The sequence below is a fragment of the Paenibacillus aceris genome, from assembly GCF_017874035.1.
GTDB lineage: Bacteria > Bacillota > Bacilli > Paenibacillales > NBRC-103111 > Paenibacillus_E > Paenibacillus_E aceris.
On the sequence record NZ_JAGGKV010000005.1, the window covers coordinates 63,445 to 82,434 of the forward strand.

General features: G+C 45.4%; 18 protein-coding genes. 15 read left to right on the forward strand and 3 right to left on the reverse strand.

The genetic code is table 11. The features are described from left to right. The first annotated feature begins 13 nt into the window (after positions 1-13). A complete protein-coding gene (locus J2Z65_RS11310) occupies positions 14-910 on the forward strand; it encodes a sugar phosphate isomerase/epimerase family protein (RefSeq protein WP_167066476.1) in 897 nt (298 codons plus the stop codon). 3 nt (positions 911-913) lie between these two features. Then, the gene (locus tag J2Z65_RS11315) at positions 914-1,732 is read left to right on the forward strand and encodes a TIM barrel protein (RefSeq protein WP_167066473.1); all 819 of its coding nucleotides are present in this window, start codon (positions 914-916) and stop codon (positions 1,730-1,732) included. A 66-nt stretch (positions 1,733-1,798) separates the two neighbouring features. Here J2Z65_RS11315 and J2Z65_RS11320 read toward each other — a convergent pair whose 3' ends face one another. After that, positions 1,799-2,227: a YuzB family protein gene (locus J2Z65_RS11320; protein ID WP_167066470.1), complete on the reverse strand. Its 429-nt coding sequence runs from the start codon at positions 2,225-2,227 to the stop codon at positions 1,799-1,801. A 49-nt stretch (positions 2,228-2,276) separates the two neighbouring features. Continuing rightward, on the reverse strand, positions 2,277-3,011 hold the full coding sequence (locus tag J2Z65_RS11325) for a phytanoyl-CoA dioxygenase family protein (protein ID WP_167066467.1): 735 nt from the start codon (positions 3,009-3,011) through the stop codon (positions 2,277-2,279). Between the two features lie 132 nt (positions 3,012-3,143). On the opposite strand from J2Z65_RS11325, the gene J2Z65_RS11330 reads away from it, so the two are divergent. From J2Z65_RS11330 to J2Z65_RS11370, 9 genes are all read left to right on the forward strand, one after another. After that, on the forward strand, positions 3,144-3,986 hold the full coding sequence (locus J2Z65_RS11330) for a helix-turn-helix domain-containing protein (RefSeq protein ID WP_167066464.1): 843 nt from the start codon (positions 3,144-3,146) through the stop codon (positions 3,984-3,986). Positions 3,987-4,185: 199 nt separating this feature from the next. After that, the gene (locus tag J2Z65_RS11335) at positions 4,186-5,880 is read left to right on the forward strand and encodes an ABC transporter substrate-binding protein (RefSeq protein WP_167066461.1); all 1,695 of its coding nucleotides are present in this window, start codon (positions 4,186-4,188) and stop codon (positions 5,878-5,880) included. 63 nt (positions 5,881-5,943) lie between these two features. Further along, complete coding sequence (locus tag J2Z65_RS11340; protein WP_167066625.1) at positions 5,944-6,879, forward strand: ABC transporter permease; 936 nt, start codon at positions 5,944-5,946, stop codon at positions 6,877-6,879. Between the two features lie 95 nt (positions 6,880-6,974). Further along, the gene (locus J2Z65_RS11345; RefSeq protein WP_167066622.1) at positions 6,975-7,823 is read left to right on the forward strand and encodes a carbohydrate ABC transporter permease; all 849 of its coding nucleotides are present in this window, start codon (positions 6,975-6,977) and stop codon (positions 7,821-7,823) included. Between the two features lie 12 nt (positions 7,824-7,835). Next, positions 7,836-8,936 carry a fatty acid desaturase family protein gene (locus J2Z65_RS11350; protein WP_167066458.1) on the forward strand — a complete coding sequence of 367 codons (1,101 nt, stop codon included), beginning with the start codon at positions 7,836-7,838 and terminating at the stop codon, positions 8,934-8,936. A gap of 28 nt (positions 8,937-8,964) precedes the next feature. Further along, positions 8,965-9,285: a MocE family 2Fe-2S type ferredoxin gene (locus J2Z65_RS11355; RefSeq protein WP_167066455.1), complete on the forward strand. Its 321-nt coding sequence runs from the start codon at positions 8,965-8,967 to the stop codon at positions 9,283-9,285. Between the two features lie 105 nt (positions 9,286-9,390). Continuing rightward, complete coding sequence (locus J2Z65_RS11360; protein WP_240159999.1) at positions 9,391-10,167, forward strand: SDR family oxidoreductase; 777 nt, start codon at positions 9,391-9,393, stop codon at positions 10,165-10,167. Positions 10,168-10,324: 157 nt separating this feature from the next. Further along, complete coding sequence (gene map, locus J2Z65_RS11365) at positions 10,325-11,071, forward strand: type I methionyl aminopeptidase (RefSeq protein WP_167066449.1); 747 nt, start codon at positions 10,325-10,327, stop codon at positions 11,069-11,071. 274 nt (positions 11,072-11,345) lie between these two features. Next, on the forward strand, positions 11,346-11,576 hold the full coding sequence (locus J2Z65_RS11370; RefSeq protein ID WP_167066446.1) for a hypothetical protein: 231 nt from the start codon (positions 11,346-11,348) through the stop codon (positions 11,574-11,576). 221 nt (positions 11,577-11,797) lie between these two features. Here J2Z65_RS11370 and J2Z65_RS11375 read toward each other — a convergent pair whose 3' ends face one another. Further along, positions 11,798-12,322 (reverse strand): hypothetical protein, encoded by a 525-nt coding sequence (locus J2Z65_RS11375; RefSeq protein ID WP_167066443.1) that lies wholly within the window; start codon positions 12,320-12,322, stop codon positions 11,798-11,800. A gap of 920 nt (positions 12,323-13,242) precedes the next feature. Between J2Z65_RS11375 and araD the strand changes: the two genes are divergently transcribed. The 4 genes from araD (at position 13,243) to J2Z65_RS11395 (ending at position 18,913) form a co-directional block, all read left to right on the forward strand. Continuing rightward, positions 13,243-13,962 carry an L-ribulose-5-phosphate 4-epimerase gene (araD, locus tag J2Z65_RS11380; RefSeq protein WP_167066440.1) on the forward strand — a complete coding sequence of 240 codons (720 nt, stop codon included), beginning with the start codon at positions 13,243-13,245 and terminating at the stop codon, positions 13,960-13,962. Positions 13,963-14,053: 91 nt separating this feature from the next. Then, positions 14,054-15,544: an L-arabinose isomerase gene (gene araA / locus J2Z65_RS11385; RefSeq protein WP_167066437.1), complete on the forward strand. Its 1,491-nt coding sequence runs from the start codon at positions 14,054-14,056 to the stop codon at positions 15,542-15,544. 107 nt (positions 15,545-15,651) lie between these two features. Next, positions 15,652-17,250 carry a xylulokinase gene (locus J2Z65_RS11390; RefSeq protein ID WP_167066435.1) on the forward strand — a complete coding sequence of 533 codons (1,599 nt, stop codon included), beginning with the start codon at positions 15,652-15,654 and terminating at the stop codon, positions 17,248-17,250. A gap of 223 nt (positions 17,251-17,473) precedes the next feature. Next, entirely contained in the window at positions 17,474-18,913 is a 1,440-nt protein-coding gene (locus J2Z65_RS11395) for a PAS domain S-box protein (RefSeq protein ID WP_167066432.1), read from the forward strand. Positions 18,914-18,990: the final 77 nt, after the last annotated feature.

Below are 18,990 nucleotides of genomic sequence, written 5' to 3' on the forward strand. Positions count from 1 at the left end.
AGGAGTGATTGCGTTGAATCCCAAAATATCAATTGGTTCTTGGGCGTTCGCTTTCGGCCCATTCGCCCGGTCTCCGTGGCCGTTTACACAAATTTTGCAGTATGCCGGAGCATCCGGTTATGACGGTGTGGAAATCAATGGCTTCGCGCCTCATCCGACCCCATACAGCCATCCGACTAAGGAAAGCCGTCAGGGGCTGTTGGAAGAAATTCAATCTTATGGACTCGGGATATCCGGCTATGCGCCGGATTTCACCTCGGTGCCCCCCGACCGGTGCAATCAGGACGATTATTTGGAGCTGCTGCAAACGTATATCGCGTTTAGCGCTGATTTGGGCATTGATACCATTCGTGTGGATACGGTCAGTCCGCCGGCCGAATTGTCCGTGGGAGAGTATGAGGACAATTTCGATAGACTCGTTGCTACTTGGCGGGCATCGGCAAAGCTCGCAGCTGTGGCGGGAATGACCATCGTTTGGGAGTTTGAGCCCGGCTTTTGGCTAAATAAGCCAAGCGAAGTGAAGCGGCTTGTGGAAGCCGTGGGTCACCCTGCCTTCAAAGTATTGTTCGATACGAGTCATGCGTATATGAGCGGAGTTGTCGGTGCGCGCCATGTCGGGGAAAAGGAGCTGCTTCAGGGAGGTATTATTGAATATGCGAAGTTGCTCCAAGATCATATCGGTCATCTTCATCTTATCGATTCAGACGGAACGCTTCACGACGAAGAAACGAGCACGCATGCTGCATTTGGGGCGGGAAAAGTGGATTTTGCCGGCTTTTTATCGGCAATGAAACCGGTCATATCGCAGATGGAATGGTGGTGCGTGGATTTCTGCTTTAATGCGGAAGTCGAGGAATGGGGCCGGCGCGCAATTCCTTTCATTCGCGAGGGGATCAAGGAGGTTGATTAATCGGTGGCAATTCGATATGGATTTCAAACATATACGTGGCAAATGTCTTATGCGAAATATGGCAATCGGTTGGACCATATTCTCGATGTGATCGCGCAAGCGGGAGCTGCAGGTGTAGAGCCGGAAGTATGCATGCTTGGGCCGTATACGCAGGAACCGGCCGCCTTGCAGGAAGCGCTGGCGCGCCGGAATTTGCGGCTCAGCGCCCTGTGTCTCGCACTCGATTGGCGAGGACCTGAAGAAACGGAGGCTGAACGAATTGAAGCGGATCGGGTGATTCAATATTTACAGCATTTCCCGGATACGGTTCTGACGCTGGTACAGCTTCCGGGCAAGGACCGGAGGGATCTGGAGCAGCGGCAAAAGAATGCGCTGGCTAACATTAACGCCGTTAGCAGACGAGCTTCCGAGAAGGAGATCGTATGTGCCTATCATCCGAATTCACCGGCTGGATCGATCTTCCGGATTGAGCAGGACTACCGGATTTTGCTGGAAGGACTTGATCCCCGGTACTGCGGCTACGCTCCGGATACGGGACATATTGCTAGGGGAGGGATGGACGTGGAAACGATATTCGGCACGTACCGCTCCCTTATCAAACATGTTCATTTTAAAGATATGGATATGACAACGGGCGCATGGTCAGCTCTGGGGCAAGGCTCAATCGATCACCTGCGCATTGCTCAATATTTGAACGCTACGGGTTACAACGGGTGGATTATGGTTGAGGAGGAATCAATTGGGGCTGAAGCGGATCCAGATCAGGTGACTTTGGCGAACGGGAATTATATACGAGAAAGGCTAGCCGCTTCAGCGCAATAACCAATAATCAATCGCCAGAAAAACGCCATCCCGCATTACAATGCGAAGGGATGGCTTCTCTTGGCTTCAAATCACTTCAGATGAGGCATAATCGTTGAACGGTGTATGTTCTTCATGAGCTCTTTCGAGTTTAGATCGCAAATCGATCATTTCTTTTGCCAATTGAACGAATCGGGCATTGAGCGCGCAGGCTTGCTCAAAATCGTCTTCATTCCGCAGGCTCAAAAGCAAGCTTTCCATCTGAATTTCCAACTCCTGAATGCGGGCTATCATGCTGTCATGAACCGAGTTCGAACCGGTATCCATCGACTTCAGCGCATACGTCTCGCCGTTGCGGGTGTAATGAGCCGAACGGCGGCATGTACCGCAATTGTTCAAACACCGCTCGACTTGTATGGAGCAGCCGGCTTGCTGCAGCTTGGTCAAGTCATCACTCAGCTTATGTTGGATGACGTTCGAAAGGCAGAACCGGATACTGTTAGAATCTTCCGACATGCAAATCCCCCTCTCCGGAGACGAATTCCGCTACATAGTTTCATTGCATTCATCTCGTTTGCAGGGTGTACACATACTCGCCATTCTTCGTCATGACCGGCCCGTTATCGAAGGCAATTCCCGTTTCGGGGTTCACCGCACCGGCTACGGAATATTGAAGCACCAATCCTTTGCGAGTCGCGCTGCTGCGGTTTGGCGTGCTGCGGTGGAACAAAAGAGAATGAAAGATCACCATGCTGCCGCTTTTCAGCGGAACCGGAATGCCGGGGTCTTCTTCAAAGTAGCACTGCCATCCAATATCCGTCTTTTTATGTTCCACAAAGCCTTGTTTATGGGATTCCGGCATAACCCAGATGCAGCCATTTTCTAACGTAGCGTCTTCCAAAGCGATCCAGCAGGTTAAATAATGCATCGGTTCGATCGGCGCATAGCCGTTGTCCTGGTGCCAAGGGAAATCCCGGTTTGCTTCAGGGCGTTTGTACACCGACTGGTCAAAATACAGCTGGACATCCGGCCCCAGAATATCCATTGCGATGGCTGCCATTTTATCCTGACAACAAAATCGTTGGATATCTGCACTTTTTTTGTTGAGCTGCGCATTGAAATTGATTTGCCCAGGGATATTGAGGAAATTTTGTCCTAATTTTTGTAATTCCTTTTCGGCTTGTTCATCGAGTTTATCGATCTGCGCCGTCACTGCGTCGATCTCCGCTTTCGAAAAAAATTGATCGAGAATAATATAGCCCTGATCTTCGTAGTGCTTCAGCTGTTCGTTGGTTAACATGGTCATTCGCTCCTTCAAGTTGGTTTTAGAAAGATTGTGTTTGTGATTTCATTATGCTTACCGAACCCAACTTCTCACAATGTCGAAATCGAACTACTTATTGCAAATTTGGAACATTACGGGGGTGCTGAATTGCAAACAAAGCTAAGTATCCGTGAAAATATGGACTTCTCTTTGTATCATGTTGAGAAAGCCGCTTATCATTCGTTTCACCTGGAAATGGTCAAACCGTATTGGACGGTATCGTTTGTGCTGGAAGGGGAAGTGGAATCAAGGTCGTGCGGTGCGGTGGATGTGGCTAAGACAGGGGATGTGATGATCCACCCTCCGAATTTGCCATTCACGGAAATTGCAGTCGGACCGGGGGTTCATTTATGGATGTTGATCGAAGTGCGGGTCATTCCGCAGCTCAGCTTTTTTCAACGGTTTCCCGTAAGCCGAGTCATCACGCTGCTTCATGCGGACAGCTATGCGGCTTCCTTTGAGGTACTGCTCCATATGTGGAATGAGCCGCCTTCACCGCTGCGTGATTATAAGGGGATAGCGATTGCGCTTCAACTGTTAGGCGACATTTTGGAGAGTTGGATGGTTTCCGGCAGCCCAAGCCGGCCGGCCTCGAAGCTTTCTACCGAGGACCGGTTTCTTCAAGTAGTGAAACATATGGAGGACAATCTCGACAAAAAGCTGATGAGAGAGGATTTGGCACAGCTGGTACATTTGCATCCTGGCTATTTTAACCGGGTGTTCAAGCAAACCTACGGGGTGTCGTCCATGCAGATGCTGAAAATGCTGAGGCTGCGCAAAGCTTTGCAGTTGTTGGAGGAGCCGGACAATACGCTCGAGCGGATTGCAGCGGTGTGCGGCTTTGGCGATGCCGCCTATTTCAGCAAAATATTTAAAGAAAGCGTAGGGAAAACGCCGGGAGATTACCGCAAAAGTATCAAAAGTACAAAAGAAGGCTTTGTCTCGACCTGAGCGCATAACGGATCAATCCGGCTGCATATTTTGCCGGGCTGCCTGTTAAAGATGTTCCAAAATTACAATATGTTGTTCACTTCGTAGATTGTCCGCTATTTGAACGCTCTAATATACTTTACTTATGTTCCAAACATAACAAGTATAGGCAGCGAAGAGAATGAGCCGGGACAAATTAGCGGAGAGGGGCAACAAACAAATGAAAAGCAGAAAATTCGGGTGGATATTTATGATGCTTACCATAGTGCTCGGGATCATCGGTTGTTCCAATGACGATACCACGAGTCAAAACGCAACCGCTTCCAATGCACCAACGACGCAGAATGATGACATGGCAAAGCCAGCCAAGGCGCTAGTAACATTTAGCTACTTTAACGCAGCGCGTCCCGGGAAAGATGTCAATACGAACGAAACGACGATCGGTAAAAAGTTAGAGGAGCAGACTGGGGTCAATTTTAAAATTGAGCATCTGGTCGGTGACATTAATACGAAAATTGGGGTTATGATAGCCAGCGGAGATTACCCGGATGTGCTAATTCCGGATAGTGCGATGGATAAAGTTCTCGATGCCGGGGCCTTTATCCCGTTGAACGAACTTTTGAAGAAACACGCACCGAACATTATGAAACTCTATGGTCCTTACTTGGACATGATGAAAGCCAAGGATGGAAATATATATCATATTCCGTTCGAGGCGGCGCAGGGATATATGCCTGACCCGAATCCGACTTCCGGCTTCTGGATTCAGCGGGGTGTGCTGAAGGAATTCGGTTATCCTACCATTACAACGCTGGATGAGTACTTCGACATCATTAAACGTTATAAGGAGAAACATCCGCAAATCAATGGAAAAGATACAATCGGATTCGAAACACTGACTCATGATTGGAGATTTTTCACGCTTACGAATCCGCCTATGCATCTGGCTGGTTATCCGAATGACGGCGGCGTTATTGTCGATATGAAGACGCACGAGGCGCAATATTACGGCGATGATGAGATAACGAAAAGGTATTTAAAGAAGTTGAACGAAGCGAACAATCAAGGCTTTTTCGATAAAGAATCGTTGGTAGCGAATTATGATCAATATTTGGCCAAAATTTCATCTGGCCGCGTGCTCGGCATGTTCGATTACGCATGGCAATTCCAGCCAGCGAGCCAAAGCTTGCTAAAAGAAGGCGACGACGATAGAAGATACATTGCTTTGCCTATCGTATTTGATAAAGGGACGAAGGACCAATACTTGGATCCTCCTACATTTGTTCAAAATCGTGGAATTGGCATTACGGTCAAAGCGAAAGATCCGGTTCGCATTATTGAATATTTCGATAACATGGTGACCGAAGAGAATCAGAAACTCATTAACTGGGGGATTAAGGGTGAAACCTACGAGGTGGATGCCAACGGCAAATTTACCCGCTCACCGGAACAAATTAAGAAAACAAGCGATCCGAACTTCCAGAAACAGTTTGGCATCGACATTTACGGCTATTTATGGCCGATGATGGGTAACTTCAGCGTATTCGCCGATGGCAATCCCAAAAATCCGAATTTGCAACCGTCAGTTGTCGAGCAAGGATATACCGATGGGGACAAAGCCATTTTGAGTGCTTATCATGCAAAAGTATTCTCAGATCTGTTCTCGCCGCCTGACGAGCGCAAATGGTATCCAGCCTGGAGCGCAGGGATTGGCAAAGGGACGCCGGAAGATATATTTGTCCAAAAAACCGTTGACCTGCAGCGCAAATATTTCCCGAAAATGATCTTAGCCTCGACAGCCGATTTTTGGTCACTTTGGGATGAATACATCAAAGAATTCAACAAGTTAGATGCCAAAACTTATGAAAATACGATAACCCGAATTGTAAAAGACCGCATTAACGGTAAATGGTAAACGCTATCAGTAGGGGTGAATACAGTGGCTGATTCCATTGCAAAACCAGCGTCCCTTAAGCGGATGCAGGTGCTTAAACCGACAGGGGCAAAACTTTTTTTCATCAAATTGAGAAATCAAAAAGCATTAGCCGCCATGTCCTTGCCGTTCGTGATTTGGCTGCTCGTTTTTAAATATGTCCCCATATGGGGCTGGACGATCGCATTTCAAAACTTTAAACCGGCGAAAAAGCTGGCTGATCAACAGTGGGTGGGATTCGATAACTTTAAGTTTTTGTTTCTGGACGACGGATTTTACCGGGTCATGCGCAATACTGTGGTCATGAGCTCCATTAATCTGGTGCTTGGCTTTGTGACTGCGATTACGCTGGCTATTCTTTTAAACGAGCTGCGCAGGGCGATGTTCAAACGGTTCGTGCAAACCGTCAGTTACCTGCCGCATTTTATTTCTTGGGTTGTGGCGGCCAACATCGTTTCCAGCGCTCTATCGACTGAGAACGGTATCGTCAATATTTTGTTGATGAAGCTTCATGTGATCAACGAGCCTATTCTTTGGTTGGCTGAGGGGAAATATTTTTGGGGTATTCTTGGTGCAGCCGAAGTGTGGAAAAATGTAGGGTGGAATACGATCATTTATTTGGCTGCGATGACGACGATTGATCCAACCTTGTATGAAGCAGCAGAAATGGATGGGGCGAGCCGATTTAGGAGAATTGTGCATGTCACCTTACCTGCGTTGAAGCCGATTATTGTTATTTTGCTTATTATGAATTTAGGCAACATCCTGGAATCGGGCTTCGAGCCTCAGTACTTGCTCGGCAACGGATTGACAGCAGACTATTCCGAAAATCTGGACATATTTGTTCTGAAATACGGCATAGCGATGGGCAAATTTTCGTTCGCGACCGCTGCTGGCATGTTCAAGACGGTCATCAGTTTTATTTTTCTCTTCTCTGCGAATCATTTGGCCAAGAAATTAGGCCAACCACGGCTGTTCTAAGGGGGACGGAGACGTTGTTAACGAAAACCATTTCAGCAAAAAGACGTGATAGCCGTATAGGAGATCGTATTTTTGATTTTAGCAACAATGTGTTTATGATTATGCTCATCGTCGTTACACTTTATCCTTTCATTAATACGCTGGCGATTTCATTGAATGATGCCAACGATTCGATCAGGGGCGGCATCTTCCTTAAGCCAAGAGTGTTTACTTGGTATAACTACGAGTATGTGTTCAAGGAAGCTAGCATTTTTCACGCAACACTTGTTTCCGTGTTGCGAACCGTACTTGGTACGGTTATATGCGTATTTTGCTCAGCGATGGTAGCTTATACAATCAGCAGGAAGGAGTTCGTGCTGCGCAAGTTCGTCACAGTCGCTTTTGTACTGACGATGTATTTTAATGGGGGATTAATTCCGAATTATTTGCTGATCAAAGAGCTTCATTTGCTTAATAGTTTCTGGGTGTACATTATTCCGGGCACGGTGGGCGTATTCAATATTATCGTGATTCGCTCTTTTATCGAGGGGCTTCCGGAGGGGATCTTGGAAAGTGCCCGCATGGACGGATGCGGCGAATTTACAACATTTATGAGAATCGTCCTTCCGCTATGTACGCCTGTGCTTGCCACCGTATCGTTATTTGTTGCGGTCTGGCAATGGAATTCTTGGTTCGATGTGTTTCTATATAATTCATCCAATATTAATTTAAGCACATTACAGTATGAATTAATGAAAGTATTGCAAAGCTCGAACGCTTCGATGTCGCAGAAATCGGCTGCAGATGTGTTCAGCAATGTGGCAGGACAAACAACGAATCAGGTTACGCCGCTTGCCGTAAGGGCAACAATGACCATAGTGGCGAGTCTGCCGATCATCGCAGTCTATCCATTTTTGCAAAAATATTTTGTAAAAGGGATGACCTTGGGCGGCATTAAGGGATAAGGGGGATAAAAAATGGCGGATCCCAATTTAAAAAGAAGAGACTATCGTGTGAGTGGTCCAGAAAACAAACGCGCACAGGAAAAGGGACTGGCAGAGGCGGATTGGTATACGTGTCCGATTCCGCGCGAGCGGCTTAAGGAGCTTATGAAACGAAAAGACAAGCCGGCTATTAGAGACACCTTCATTTGGTTTGGTGCGCTTTTCGTAATGGGAATTGTTGCTTATTATTGTTGGGGATCATGGTGGGCGATTCCAGCATTCGCACTTTACGGCATTCTATACGCAACTCCCGGTGATTCAAGATGGCATGAATGCGGTCATGGGACAGCTTTTAAGACACCCTGGATGAATGAAGTTCTGTATCAGATCGCCTCCTTTATGGTTCTGAGGTCGGCAACACCCATGCGATGGAGTCACACCCGCCACCATACCGATACGATTATCGTCGGAAGAGATCCGGAAATCGTGATGGAGCGACCTCCTATTTGGAAAATAATATTTATGCAAATTTTTCATCTCTATGGGGGACCGCGAGAGTTTTATAAGTTTTTCCTTCATTGCTTCGGCAAGCTCGACAAAGAGGAATATACGTATATTCCTCCATCGGAGCACAGCAAGACATTTTTGGAAGCTCGTATATACTTGCTTATTTATGCAGCTATCTTCGTATGGTGTTTGCAAATGGGAAGCCTTTTACCGGCCATGTTTGTCGGCTTGCCTTCCTTTTATGGCATGGCATTCGTGCTCCTATTCGGTATGACACAGCATTTAGGGCTGCATGAAGACGTGCTTGACCATCGGTTGAACACGCGTACGATCTACATGAACCCTATTCTACGGTTTCTTTATTGGAATATGAACTATCATGTCGAACACCATATGTTCCCCATGGTACCTTATCATGCTTTAGCAGACCTGCATGAAGAGATCAAAGGGGACTGCCCGCCAGCATCGCGTAGTTTTGGGTCTGCCCTCAAGGACGTGATAGTTGCACTTGTGAAACAGGGGAAGGATCCTGCTTTTACAATCGATCGTCCGTTACCGGGTACTGCCCGTTCCTATAAGTTTGGTCCTGAGGAAGCAGTGCTTGAATCGGATCGTGTTGCGAATTGAATTATGCGAATAGCTGGAGGAATCGGAGATGGAACATAAAGGTTGGATTGAAACATATGCTGCTGAAGATATCAACCAAGAGGACGTAGTGCGGTTTGACCTTGGAGACCGTACATTTGCAGTCTACCGAACGGATAACAACGAGTTTTTCGCGTCAGACGGCTTTTGCACACATCAAAAAATTCATTTGGCTGACGGCTTAGTTATGGGCCATATCATAGAGTGTCCGAAGCATAACGGTCGATTTGATGTGAAGACCGGAGAGCCTAAGCGTGCGCCTGTTTGTGTCAAGCTTAGAACATATCCTGTCAAAGTAGAGGCTGGCAAGGTGTATATCAAAATCGACTGAGGTAACGGCTTGTTGCCCTTCCTATCTTTATAAACTTCATGTACACTTATTGGTAGAAAGTACCACACTCATGGAGATGGAAGGGACGGTTGGAATCTGATGAAAATGAGCGGCAATACAGTTCTTGTTACGGGCGGGTCATCCGGCATTGGCTTCGAATTTGCAAGTCAGCTGTTGAAGCTCGGGAATACCGTTATTATTACGGGGCGGGATCAAGCAAGGCTTGATGCGGCTAAGAAAAAGCTGCCAACGGTACATACGTTTCAGAGCGATGCGGGAGATCCTCAAGCGATTGCAGATTTGTATGCTTCGGTGGTGAAGCAATTTCCCAAGCTCAATGTCTTGATCAATAACGCAGGGTTTATGCGAAAAATAAATCTTCATACTGCGGGTAACGACCTGGAGGATTTGAACAGCGAGATCGAAACGAATCTCAGTGGTCCGATCTGGATGGTGCAGCAATTTTTATCGCATCTGAAAACGCAAGAGTCGGCTGCGATCATAAATGTCTCATCAGGCCTTGCGTTCGTGCCTCTTCCGATCTCGCCCATTTATTGCGCAGCGAAGGCCGGCATTCATTCCTATACGCTTTCACTACGAGCACAGCTTAAAAACACCAAGGTCAAAGTATTCGAGCTGGCTCCACCGTTGACAGCAACTCCCTTGGTGGATACGTTCGATCCGGCAGAGTTGACAGGTTCAAAGGCGATGCCAGTCGCTGACATGGTGAGTTTTGCGATCAAAGGAATGGAGAGGGACCAATACGAAATCCGGCCCGGCCAAAGCAATGCTTTGAAAATGATGAACCGGATAGCGCCGAATTTTATTTTTAGCCAGCTCAGTAAGACTGTGGACCATATGCTGGGCCAGACAAAAAAGTAAGTCATAGAAGGGCCCAAAGCGAACTGCTTTTTTGTGGCAAAAAACAGCCATGACAATCCGACACCACCACGAGTTGGTTGGTGTTTTTTTGTTAGCGGCGGAGGTTTTTTCTTTCTATGTGGTAAAATAAATTCATCTGGAAAATGGAGGGGATTTTATGACAGTAGGATCTCAAAACGATATCGATGCTCTGAAAGAAATTGGCAAAATCGTTGCATTGACGATTAGTGAAATGAAACGAAACGCACGTGTCGGAATGACGACAAGGGAACTGGATGAGATTGGAGGATGGTTTTTGAAAAAGCATGGGGCTGTGCCGGCACCTAAAAAAACATACAATTTCCCGGGCAACACATGTATTAGCATTAACAATGAAGTTGCCCACGGCATACCGGGAAATCGAATCATTCAACCTGGTGATTTAATAAATATCGATGTTTCGGCAGAATTGGGAGGCTATTATGCGGATGCGGGACATTCTTTTCCGATACCTCCATTCAACCCATCATTAATGCGCCTCTGTCGCTACACACACAATACGATGATGAAAGTAATCTCTTCACTTAAGCATGGAGTAAAACTGAACGAAATCGGAAGGATTATTGAAATCGAGGCCAAAAAAGGCGGCTATAAGGTTATAGAGAATTTGTGCAGTCACGGTATTGGGAAATCCTTACATGAGGCTCCTACAGAGATTCTTCCTGTTTATAACAAGCACGATAAACGTGTATTGAAAGAGGGTTTAGTCATTACTATTGAGCCTTTTTTATCAACGGGTGCGGATTATGTCGTTGAGCAGTCGGATGGGTGGACTTTATGTCTACCGGACGGCGGCTTTGCGGCACAACATGAGCACACCATCATTATTACAAAGAATCAGCCCATCATCGTGACGGTAGCGTAGGATATCTGAACAAAAGTGGGTAGTTTAACGAATTCTAGCTGCCACTCAATTACGAAAACCGGATTCCTTTGTAAAATACAGGGTCCGGTTTTTTCATGTAATGAATTGCTTATCGGACGATTATTTTCCCGTTGCGTAAGGTGCTCGCTCCGCGGATGATGGCTTGAAATTTAATGGCGCTTAGATTATTTTATGTTTGTAGATGAGTACATCGTGTATAATGATATCGTAAAGATTGGCGAAAATTCTATTTGAAGGTTTCAAGGGGATATAAATGAACAAAGAGGATGTTAAGCAACGTATTAAGGATTACCAGCAGGCAGAAGGAGTGCATCATCTTGCTTGCGGAAACAACAGTAAACACGAGAAATTATACCCTAAGGTGCTTGAACAAGGGTTGGTACTTCTTTGCCCTAATTGCAATTACACTCAGACATACATTCCTGATCTCTTTTTCGACGATGGTTTTTATGAGTGGCTGCGGGGCATGAAGAGCTTAATTTAAGTCGAAGGCGGTAAGTAATTTTGAAAAGTATACTTACACAAGCGTCGGCAATCTAATTCCCGAACAGCCTGGCTGTGTTGTAAAACACGGTCAGGCTGTTTTTAGCTAGCCTTCATGTTTTGAAGCAGAGCATGGCGGTGGTATAACGGCAACTGTCCAATGACACAAAGTGGGCCGGTATTTGCGGTCCTACGGAGCAGGCTCTGGCATAGCTTCGCTTGTTATTCGAGATCGTTGTCCTTTACAAAAGAATGTCCCTTTGAAATAAAACGATAAAACAACATTGTTGCACTTTGAGAAAGTAAATAAATACAGAAAGAATAATAAATTCCGTAAGAATCCTTATAATGAAACACACCAACTTGCGTGCAAACCCATTCGAAAGCTATTGAAATACATGACCATAGTAAAATATAACCTACAGTCTTTATCCCTTTTAATTGAAAACGATCATATAAATAGATAAAGAAATACCCAAATGGTGCGTAAAGAAAATAAACCACAAAATCCATCACCGTGTATGCAGGTCCATCCATGATGTCATACAAATCAAAAATGTGACCGCCAATTGAGTTATCCAACATACATGCAACCGTTGAACTAAAAAGAAATAGTAACAAAGTTATAGATCCTGAAAAACGTTTTGGCATGAGATAGATGATCAAATAGGATAGTCCAATGCAACCAATTACGAACCAATCATTAAGATCAAAGGCTTTTTCTACAAAGGGAATAGTACCTTTCATGAATGGTTGCACATCCTTCTAAAGTAGCTAATTGTCACGAATTGCATGTAGAACAAAAGAAGCCTGTACACAATAAGCCAGCATAATATTTTAATTTCACTGTAAATAACAATTTTTAACAAAAGACTTAGAGTCTCCATACCTATAAGAAAAATAATTGAACCTGCATGTATAGAAACTTTAGTAGACACACTACTAGCCAACTGCCAAAGATTAATCATGATCGCTATAAAAAGTGGAATAATGATGCTTTGAATAAGTGAAAAGGAAACATAGTTCAATGGATTTTTGGAAATTTCGAAAAAGTGAAATGTTTCACCAAACAAGTAATATAAATTGGTATCTATGAAAGCTACTAATAAACAAATAAATGAAAACTCCTGGTTTGAAAATTTACTTTTCAAGACAGCGGAAGTTGCCACAAGAATCCAACATAGGGAAACATACAGGGAAATGATCATATTGTCCTCACAGTGATCTGATTCTTCATAGCATGGATGATTGCTGGGGAAATTATGCAATTGAAGAGATAACTTGGTGATGGATACAAAGTTAACAGTGATCTGCTAGATGTTAAGGGCGCAGCTAATGCGTTGCCTGTTGTAGTGTGGACCTCTGCCAAGCACTTCCATTCGAGCCCGCCTGTCGTTTATGATTGTGTGATATGTACGTACAAGCTATATGTGGTTATAATACCGATATATCAAATCGGGTTTAGTGGTGCCAGAGCTTAATCATATGCGAGTCATCGGCCCCTCAGTCTGGAGAATAGTAGAAAAAAACAGTAGCTTAACTTGTATGTACAAGTTATAATATAGATAGTCGCATTGTTATTACCTTTCGCATCTGTATAACAGCGAAGTTATATGTCTGGTCATGATGCGGGGAGCGAACTATTTCGCATAAGGAGTGTGTCTTCCTTGCTCGAAGATTTGAAACAAGCCGTGCTGGAAGCGAATATGGATCTGCCAAAGTACGGTCTCGTTACGTTCACTTGGGGAAATGTAAGCGGTATCGATCGCTCCGCCGGGTTAGTTGTCATTAAGCCAAGCGGTGTGCCGTACGAAGCGCTAAAACGAGACGACATGGTCGTTGTCGACCTGGAAGGCAACGTCGTAGAAGGTAAGCTGAAGCCGTCATCCGACACGCCTACCCACTTGGTGCTGTACAAAGCGTTTGCATCGATCGGCGGTATTGTCCATACGCATTCGCCGTGGGCGACTAGTTGGGCACAGGCGGGGTGCGACATACCAGCGCTCGGTACGACGCATGCCGACTACTTTTATGGCACGATTCCGTGCACACGCGACATGACCGAAGATGAAATTAAAGGTGCTTATGAACTCGAAACCGGTAATGTGATCGCTGAGACGTTCCGCGACCTCGATCCATCGATGGTTCCCGGCGTTCTTGTTAAGAGCCACGCACCGTTCAATTGGGGGAAAGACCCGCACGATGCCGTTCATAATGCGGTCGTGCTTGAGGAAGTGGCGAAGATCGCCTTCCATACGCTTCAATTGAAGGCAAATGTAAGTTCGATGAGTCAAGTTCTGCTTGATAAGCATTTTCTGCGTAAACACGGAAAGAACGCATACTACGGCCAGGCCGGCAATGGAACGATTGAACCGGTTCACCAATAAACGAAGGTACAACACATAGAAACACAATCGGCATCATAGACGCAAATTATTCTTTATTAAAAATTATCCATGATCCTTAGGAGGAAACTACATGTTCGATATGACAAAACACCAATTCTGGTTCGTGACCGGCAGCCAACATTTGTATGGTCCGGAAACGATCGAAGAAGTCGCTTCACATTCGCGTGAGATGGTCGCAGGCCTGAACGCAAGCGGCAATCTACCTTGCACAGTCCAATTCAAGACAGTTCTCACGACACCTGACGACATTCGCCGTCTGCTTATCGAAGCCAACTCGGACGAATCTTGCGCCGGCGTAATCACCTGGATGCACACGTTCTCCCCCGCGAAAATGTGGATCGCAGGCCTGAGTGAGCTGCGCAAGCCGCTTTTGCACCTGCATACGCAGTATAACCGTGACATCCCGTGGGACAGCATTGATATGGATTTTATGAATACGAATCAGGCGGCACATGGCGACCGCGAATACGGATTCATCGGCGCCCGCATGGGAATCTCCCGAAAAATCGTTGTCGGCTACTGGGAACACGCTGACGTGCAGAACCGGATCGGCGCCTGGATGCGCACCGCAGTCGCTTTGCAAGAAGGACGTCGTTTGAAGGTAGCGCGCTTCGGAGACAATATGCGCCAAGTAGCCGTAACCGAAGGCGATAAAGTGGAAGCTCAAATCAAGTTCGGCTGGTCGATTAACGGATATGGCGTTGGGGATCTGGTGGCGCGCGTCAATGACATAACGGAAGCTGACATCAATGCCCTGATGGATGAATACGAAACGCTTTACGAAATTACGCCTGAAGGTCGCGGGGCAGGAGCCGTGCGCGACGCGATTCGTTATCAAGCCCGCATTGAGCTGGGACTCAAGGCGTTCCTGGTAGAAGGCGGCTTCGGGGCATTCACGACTTCCTTCGAAGATCTTCATGGCCTGCAGCAGCTGCCGGGTCTTGCTGTACAGCGACTCATGGGAGCAGGTTATGGCTTCGGAGGCGAAGGCGACTGGAAGACATCGGCATTTACACGCATTATGAAGCTGATTGCAGGCAACGAAGGTACTTCGTTCATGGAAGATTATACGTATCACTTCGAGCCGGGACGTGAGCTGGTGCTTGGATCGCACATGTTGGAAGTTTGTCCGACGATTGCGGCGAATAAGCCGCGCATCGAAGTGCATCCGCTCGGTATCGGTGGAAAAGCCGATCCAGCCCGTCTCGTGTTCGATGGCCAGGCGGGGCCTGCTCTAAACGCCTCAATCATCGATCTGGGCAATCGTTTCCGCTTGCTCATCAACACAGTAGATGCCGTTCCGGCACCTCAACCGATGCCAAAATTGCCGGTTGCGCGTGTACTATGGCAGGCGCATCCGTCCCTTCAGGAATCGGCAGAAGCTTGGATTCTTTCCGGTGGAGCGCATCATACGGTGTTCTCCAACAAAGTAACGGTTGAACAGTTGATCGATTGGGCAGACATGACTGGCATTGAATATGTGCTCATCGACCGTAACACTAGTGTACAGCAGCTGCGCCGCGAACTGCAGTGGAGTGATATAGCCTGGAAGTTGAGATAAGCGGATGAAGTTTGAAACAGGCCCTTTCCTCGTTTTTGATGGGGGCAGGGCCTGTTGCTCTTGTGTGATCAAGCTTGTCATGTACCTTATAAAAGGAGAGACATTTCATGAATAATGAAGTTAAAAATGCCATTCAGAATGGCAAAACGGTTCTTGGTATTGAACTTGGTTCTACCCGGATCAAGGCGGTTCTCATCGGTGAAGACCACTCTCCTATTGCATCTGGCAGCCATGCCTGGGAAAACAGCTATGTGAATCAAATCTGGACTTATAGTTTGGAGGATATTTGGAAGGGCGTCCAGGACAGCTATCAACAGATGGCCGCCGAAGTGAAACAGCGGTATGGTGTTTCATTACACACAATTGGAGCAATCGGCTTCAGTGGCATGATGCACGGTTATGTGGTATTTAATAAGGCAGGGGAGCAATTAGTACCTTTTCGCACATGGCGGAACAATATAACCGAACAAGCTTCCGAGACGCTAACTGATTTGTTCCAATATCAAATTCCCCAACGTTGGAGCATTGCCCATCTGTATCAAGCCATTTTGAATCAGGAAGAGCATATCGCTCAGATTGATTTCCAGACCACTTTGGCTGGATATATCCATTGGAAACTAACCGGAGAAAAGATACTTGGCGTTGGGGAAGCATCTGGTGTATTCCCGATCGATCTGAATACGAAAAATTACAACGCAAAAATGGTTGGTCAATTCAATGAATTGATTGCAGCCCGTAACCTGCCGTGGAAACTAGAGGATATTTTGCCGAAAGTGTTGGTGGCAGGTGAAAACAAAAGCGTTCTCACTGAGGAAGGGGCCAAGCTTCTGGATGTTACCGGAGAGCTGCAAGCGGGTATTCCGCTTTGTCCACCAGAGGGGGATGCTGGAACTGGCATGATTGCAACGAACAGTGTTGCGCAGCGCACAGGAAATGTGTCTGCTGGAACTTCCGTATTTGCCATGGTTGTACTCGAAAAAGAGCTGTCTAAAGTGTATGCCGAGATTGATCTTGTCACCACGCCAACTGGCAATTTGGTCGCAATGGCGCATTCCAACAATTGCTCCTCCGACCTTAATGCCTGGGTAGGTCTGTTTGACGAGTTTGCCAAAGCAATGGGGTTTGATGCAGATATGAATCAAATTTACGGCAAGCTGTATAATTTGGCCCTTCAAGGGGACCCGGACTGCGGAGGTTTACTGGCTTACGGTTATCTCTCGGGAGAACACATCACTCATTTTGAAGAAGGCCGTCCATTGTTTGTCCGTACATCCGACAGTACATTCAATTTGGCCAATTTCATCCGAGTTCATTTGTTTACAGCACTCAGCGCGTTAAAAATCGGAATGGACATCCTGCTCAAACAAGAGGGCGTGAAACTTGAGGAAATCTTGGGCCACGGTGGATTTTTCAAGACCGAGGGTGTCGGGCAGAGCTTTATGGCTGCTGCTTTAAATGTTCCCGTTTCCGTTATGGAAACCGCAGGAGAAGGTGGAGCATGGGGGATCGCCTTATTGGCCTCCTACATGATCAATAAGTCCGAGAACGAGACATTAGAGGATTATTTGAGCCAAAAGGTATTCGCAGATAAAGTGGGTAAGAAGATGTCGCCGGAGCGCAAGGACGTGGACGGTTTCGAAGTGTTCATGCAAAGGTACATCAAGGGACTGGCTATCGAAAAAGCAGCGGTAGAGTATCTCAAATAGGTTATTTGGTCTCTTACTATAAAAAGCGGCAGTTGTGGAAGTTTTTTTTCCTTGGCTGCTGCTTTTTTTTGTTATGGAGATGTATACGCATTTTCCTTGATAATACGTTTTTATCCAACGCAAAAGCTGCCGCAGACAACTGCCGTACTATAGAAAAATCATTTATACTAATAATTGAAAATTGCTGTTATTATTAATGCAACTGCTTTAAACGGAGGATCGGATGTTATCTCATTTCAATGACCATAGTCTTTTTTTACGTACATTTGAAAAATCTCCAATTGGAATAGTTTTTTTATCTTTTGATGGAAGCCTTTTTAAAGTTAATCCATCTTTTTGCAAAATGTTAGGATATAGCGAAAGTGAATTAATAAATCTCGGTGTTCCATCTGTCACCTATCCTGAAGATATAGAAGCAGATTTGGAATTGTGGCGTAAATTGGTACAGGGTGAAATTGATGATTATCAAATAGAAAAAAGGTATATTCATAAATCTGGGACCATTATGTGGGGGCTTCTAAATGTTACTATAGTAAGGAACCAACAGGGACCCAATGGTAATGTCATATCCATTTCTCAAATTGTAGATATAACAGAACACAAAAAGAAGGAAGAAGAGTTCAAGAAGATTGGAGAACTCCACAAGCTTATTTCTGAACATTCACAGGACGTTATTTTGCGTTTAACTCCAGATGGAATTATCTCATATGTCTCACCAGCAATTCGTAATCAACTTGGATATGATCCAGATGAACTTATTGGAACATATGCCTATGATTATTGGCATCAAGAAGATTTGAACGGTGGTTGGTTAAGGCAAGGTAATTCTGATAATTCAGATAGTAGAATATTTGTTTATCGTCTTCGACATAAAAACGGTCATTATATATGGCAAGAAGCGCACTCTAAAAAAATAAGAAATACTGCAGGAGATGTTCTACATGTTATCAGTATGGGCCGTGATATAACAGAACGGGTGCATTCCGAAGAATTAATCCGCAGATCAGAGAAACTTTCCTTAGCTGGCGAACTTGCAGCTGGGATCGCCCATGAAATTAGAAATCCTTTGACTAGCTTACGAGGATTTATGCAACTATATGTGAAAGAGGATATTGAAGGTACAAAGAAATTACGAAATGAAGTCATGCTTTCAGAAATTGATCGTATCAATGAAATTGTAAGTGAGCTTTTAGTGTTAGCTAAACCTTCAAATGAGACATATGAATTAAGGGACGTAGTACATGAATTAAATCACGTTACAAGATTATTTGAAGGACAAGCCAACCTTTATAACGTTCAAATAAAGAAAGAGTTAGATGCTAATTTACCATTTATTCAATGTCAACGCAGTATCAATCAAGTATTTATCAATGTTTTAAAGAATGCTATTGAATCCATGCCAAAAGGCGGAGAAGTGATCATACAAGCCAAGCAAATCAACGATGAAATATACATTCGAATTCAAGACACAGGGTATGGAATCCCACAAAATGAAATAGCCAAGATTGGAGATCCTTTTTTTACTACAAAAGAAACAGGAACAGGATTAGGATTAATGGTTTCAATGAGGATCATCCAGAATCATAAGGGGACTATGCGAATCGACAGTGATGTTGGAAAAGGAACTATGGTGGAAGTTATTTTGCCAATCTTTAAATCGTAGGCAGCCGACATCAAGCGGCTGCCTCTTCCATGCTAAACGGGCAGTTTAGTGACAACGAGTTACAAATGCCTAACCGG

What these genes read in the sequence shown, in the direction of transcription:
- J2Z65_RS11390 (WP_167066435.1), top strand. Translation starts at nt 15,652, where the DNA reads ATGAATAATGAAGTTAAAAATGCCATTCAGAATGGCAAAACGGTTCTT.
- J2Z65_RS11370 (WP_167066446.1), top strand. Translation starts at nt 11,346, where the DNA reads ATGAACAAAGAGGATGTTAAGCAACGTATTAAGGATTACCAGCAGGCA.
- J2Z65_RS11340 (WP_167066625.1), top strand. Translation starts at nt 5,944, where the DNA reads ATGCAGGTGCTTAAACCGACAGGGGCAAAACTTTTTTTCATCAAATTG.
- J2Z65_RS11355 (WP_167066455.1), top strand. Translation starts at nt 8,965, where the DNA reads ATGGAACATAAAGGTTGGATTGAAACATATGCTGCTGAAGATATCAAC.
- J2Z65_RS11350 (WP_167066458.1), top strand. Translation starts at nt 7,836, where the DNA reads ATGGCGGATCCCAATTTAAAAAGAAGAGACTATCGTGTGAGTGGTCCA.
- J2Z65_RS11325 (WP_167066467.1), bottom strand. Translation starts at nt 3,011, where the DNA reads ATGTTAACCAACGAACAGCTGAAGCACTACGAAGATCAGGGCTATATT.
- J2Z65_RS11360 (WP_240159999.1), top strand. Translation starts at nt 9,391, where the DNA reads ATGAGCGGCAATACAGTTCTTGTTACGGGCGGGTCATCCGGCATTGGC.
- J2Z65_RS11345 (WP_167066622.1), top strand. Translation starts at nt 6,975, where the DNA reads ATGATTATGCTCATCGTCGTTACACTTTATCCTTTCATTAATACGCTG.
- araA (WP_167066437.1), top strand. Translation starts at nt 14,054, where the DNA reads ATGTTCGATATGACAAAACACCAATTCTGGTTCGTGACCGGCAGCCAA.
- J2Z65_RS11335 (WP_167066461.1), top strand. Translation starts at nt 4,186, where the DNA reads ATGAAAAGCAGAAAATTCGGGTGGATATTTATGATGCTTACCATAGTG.
- map (WP_167066449.1), top strand. Translation starts at nt 10,325, where the DNA reads ATGACAGTAGGATCTCAAAACGATATCGATGCTCTGAAAGAAATTGGC.
- J2Z65_RS11395 (WP_167066432.1), top strand. Translation starts at nt 17,474, where the DNA reads ATGTTATCTCATTTCAATGACCATAGTCTTTTTTTACGTACATTTGAA.
- J2Z65_RS11375 (WP_167066443.1), bottom strand. Translation starts at nt 12,322, where the DNA reads ATGAAAGGTACTATTCCCTTTGTAGAAAAAGCCTTTGATCTTAATGAT.
- J2Z65_RS11320 (WP_167066470.1), bottom strand. Translation starts at nt 2,227, where the DNA reads ATGTCGGAAGATTCTAACAGTATCCGGTTCTGCCTTTCGAACGTCATC.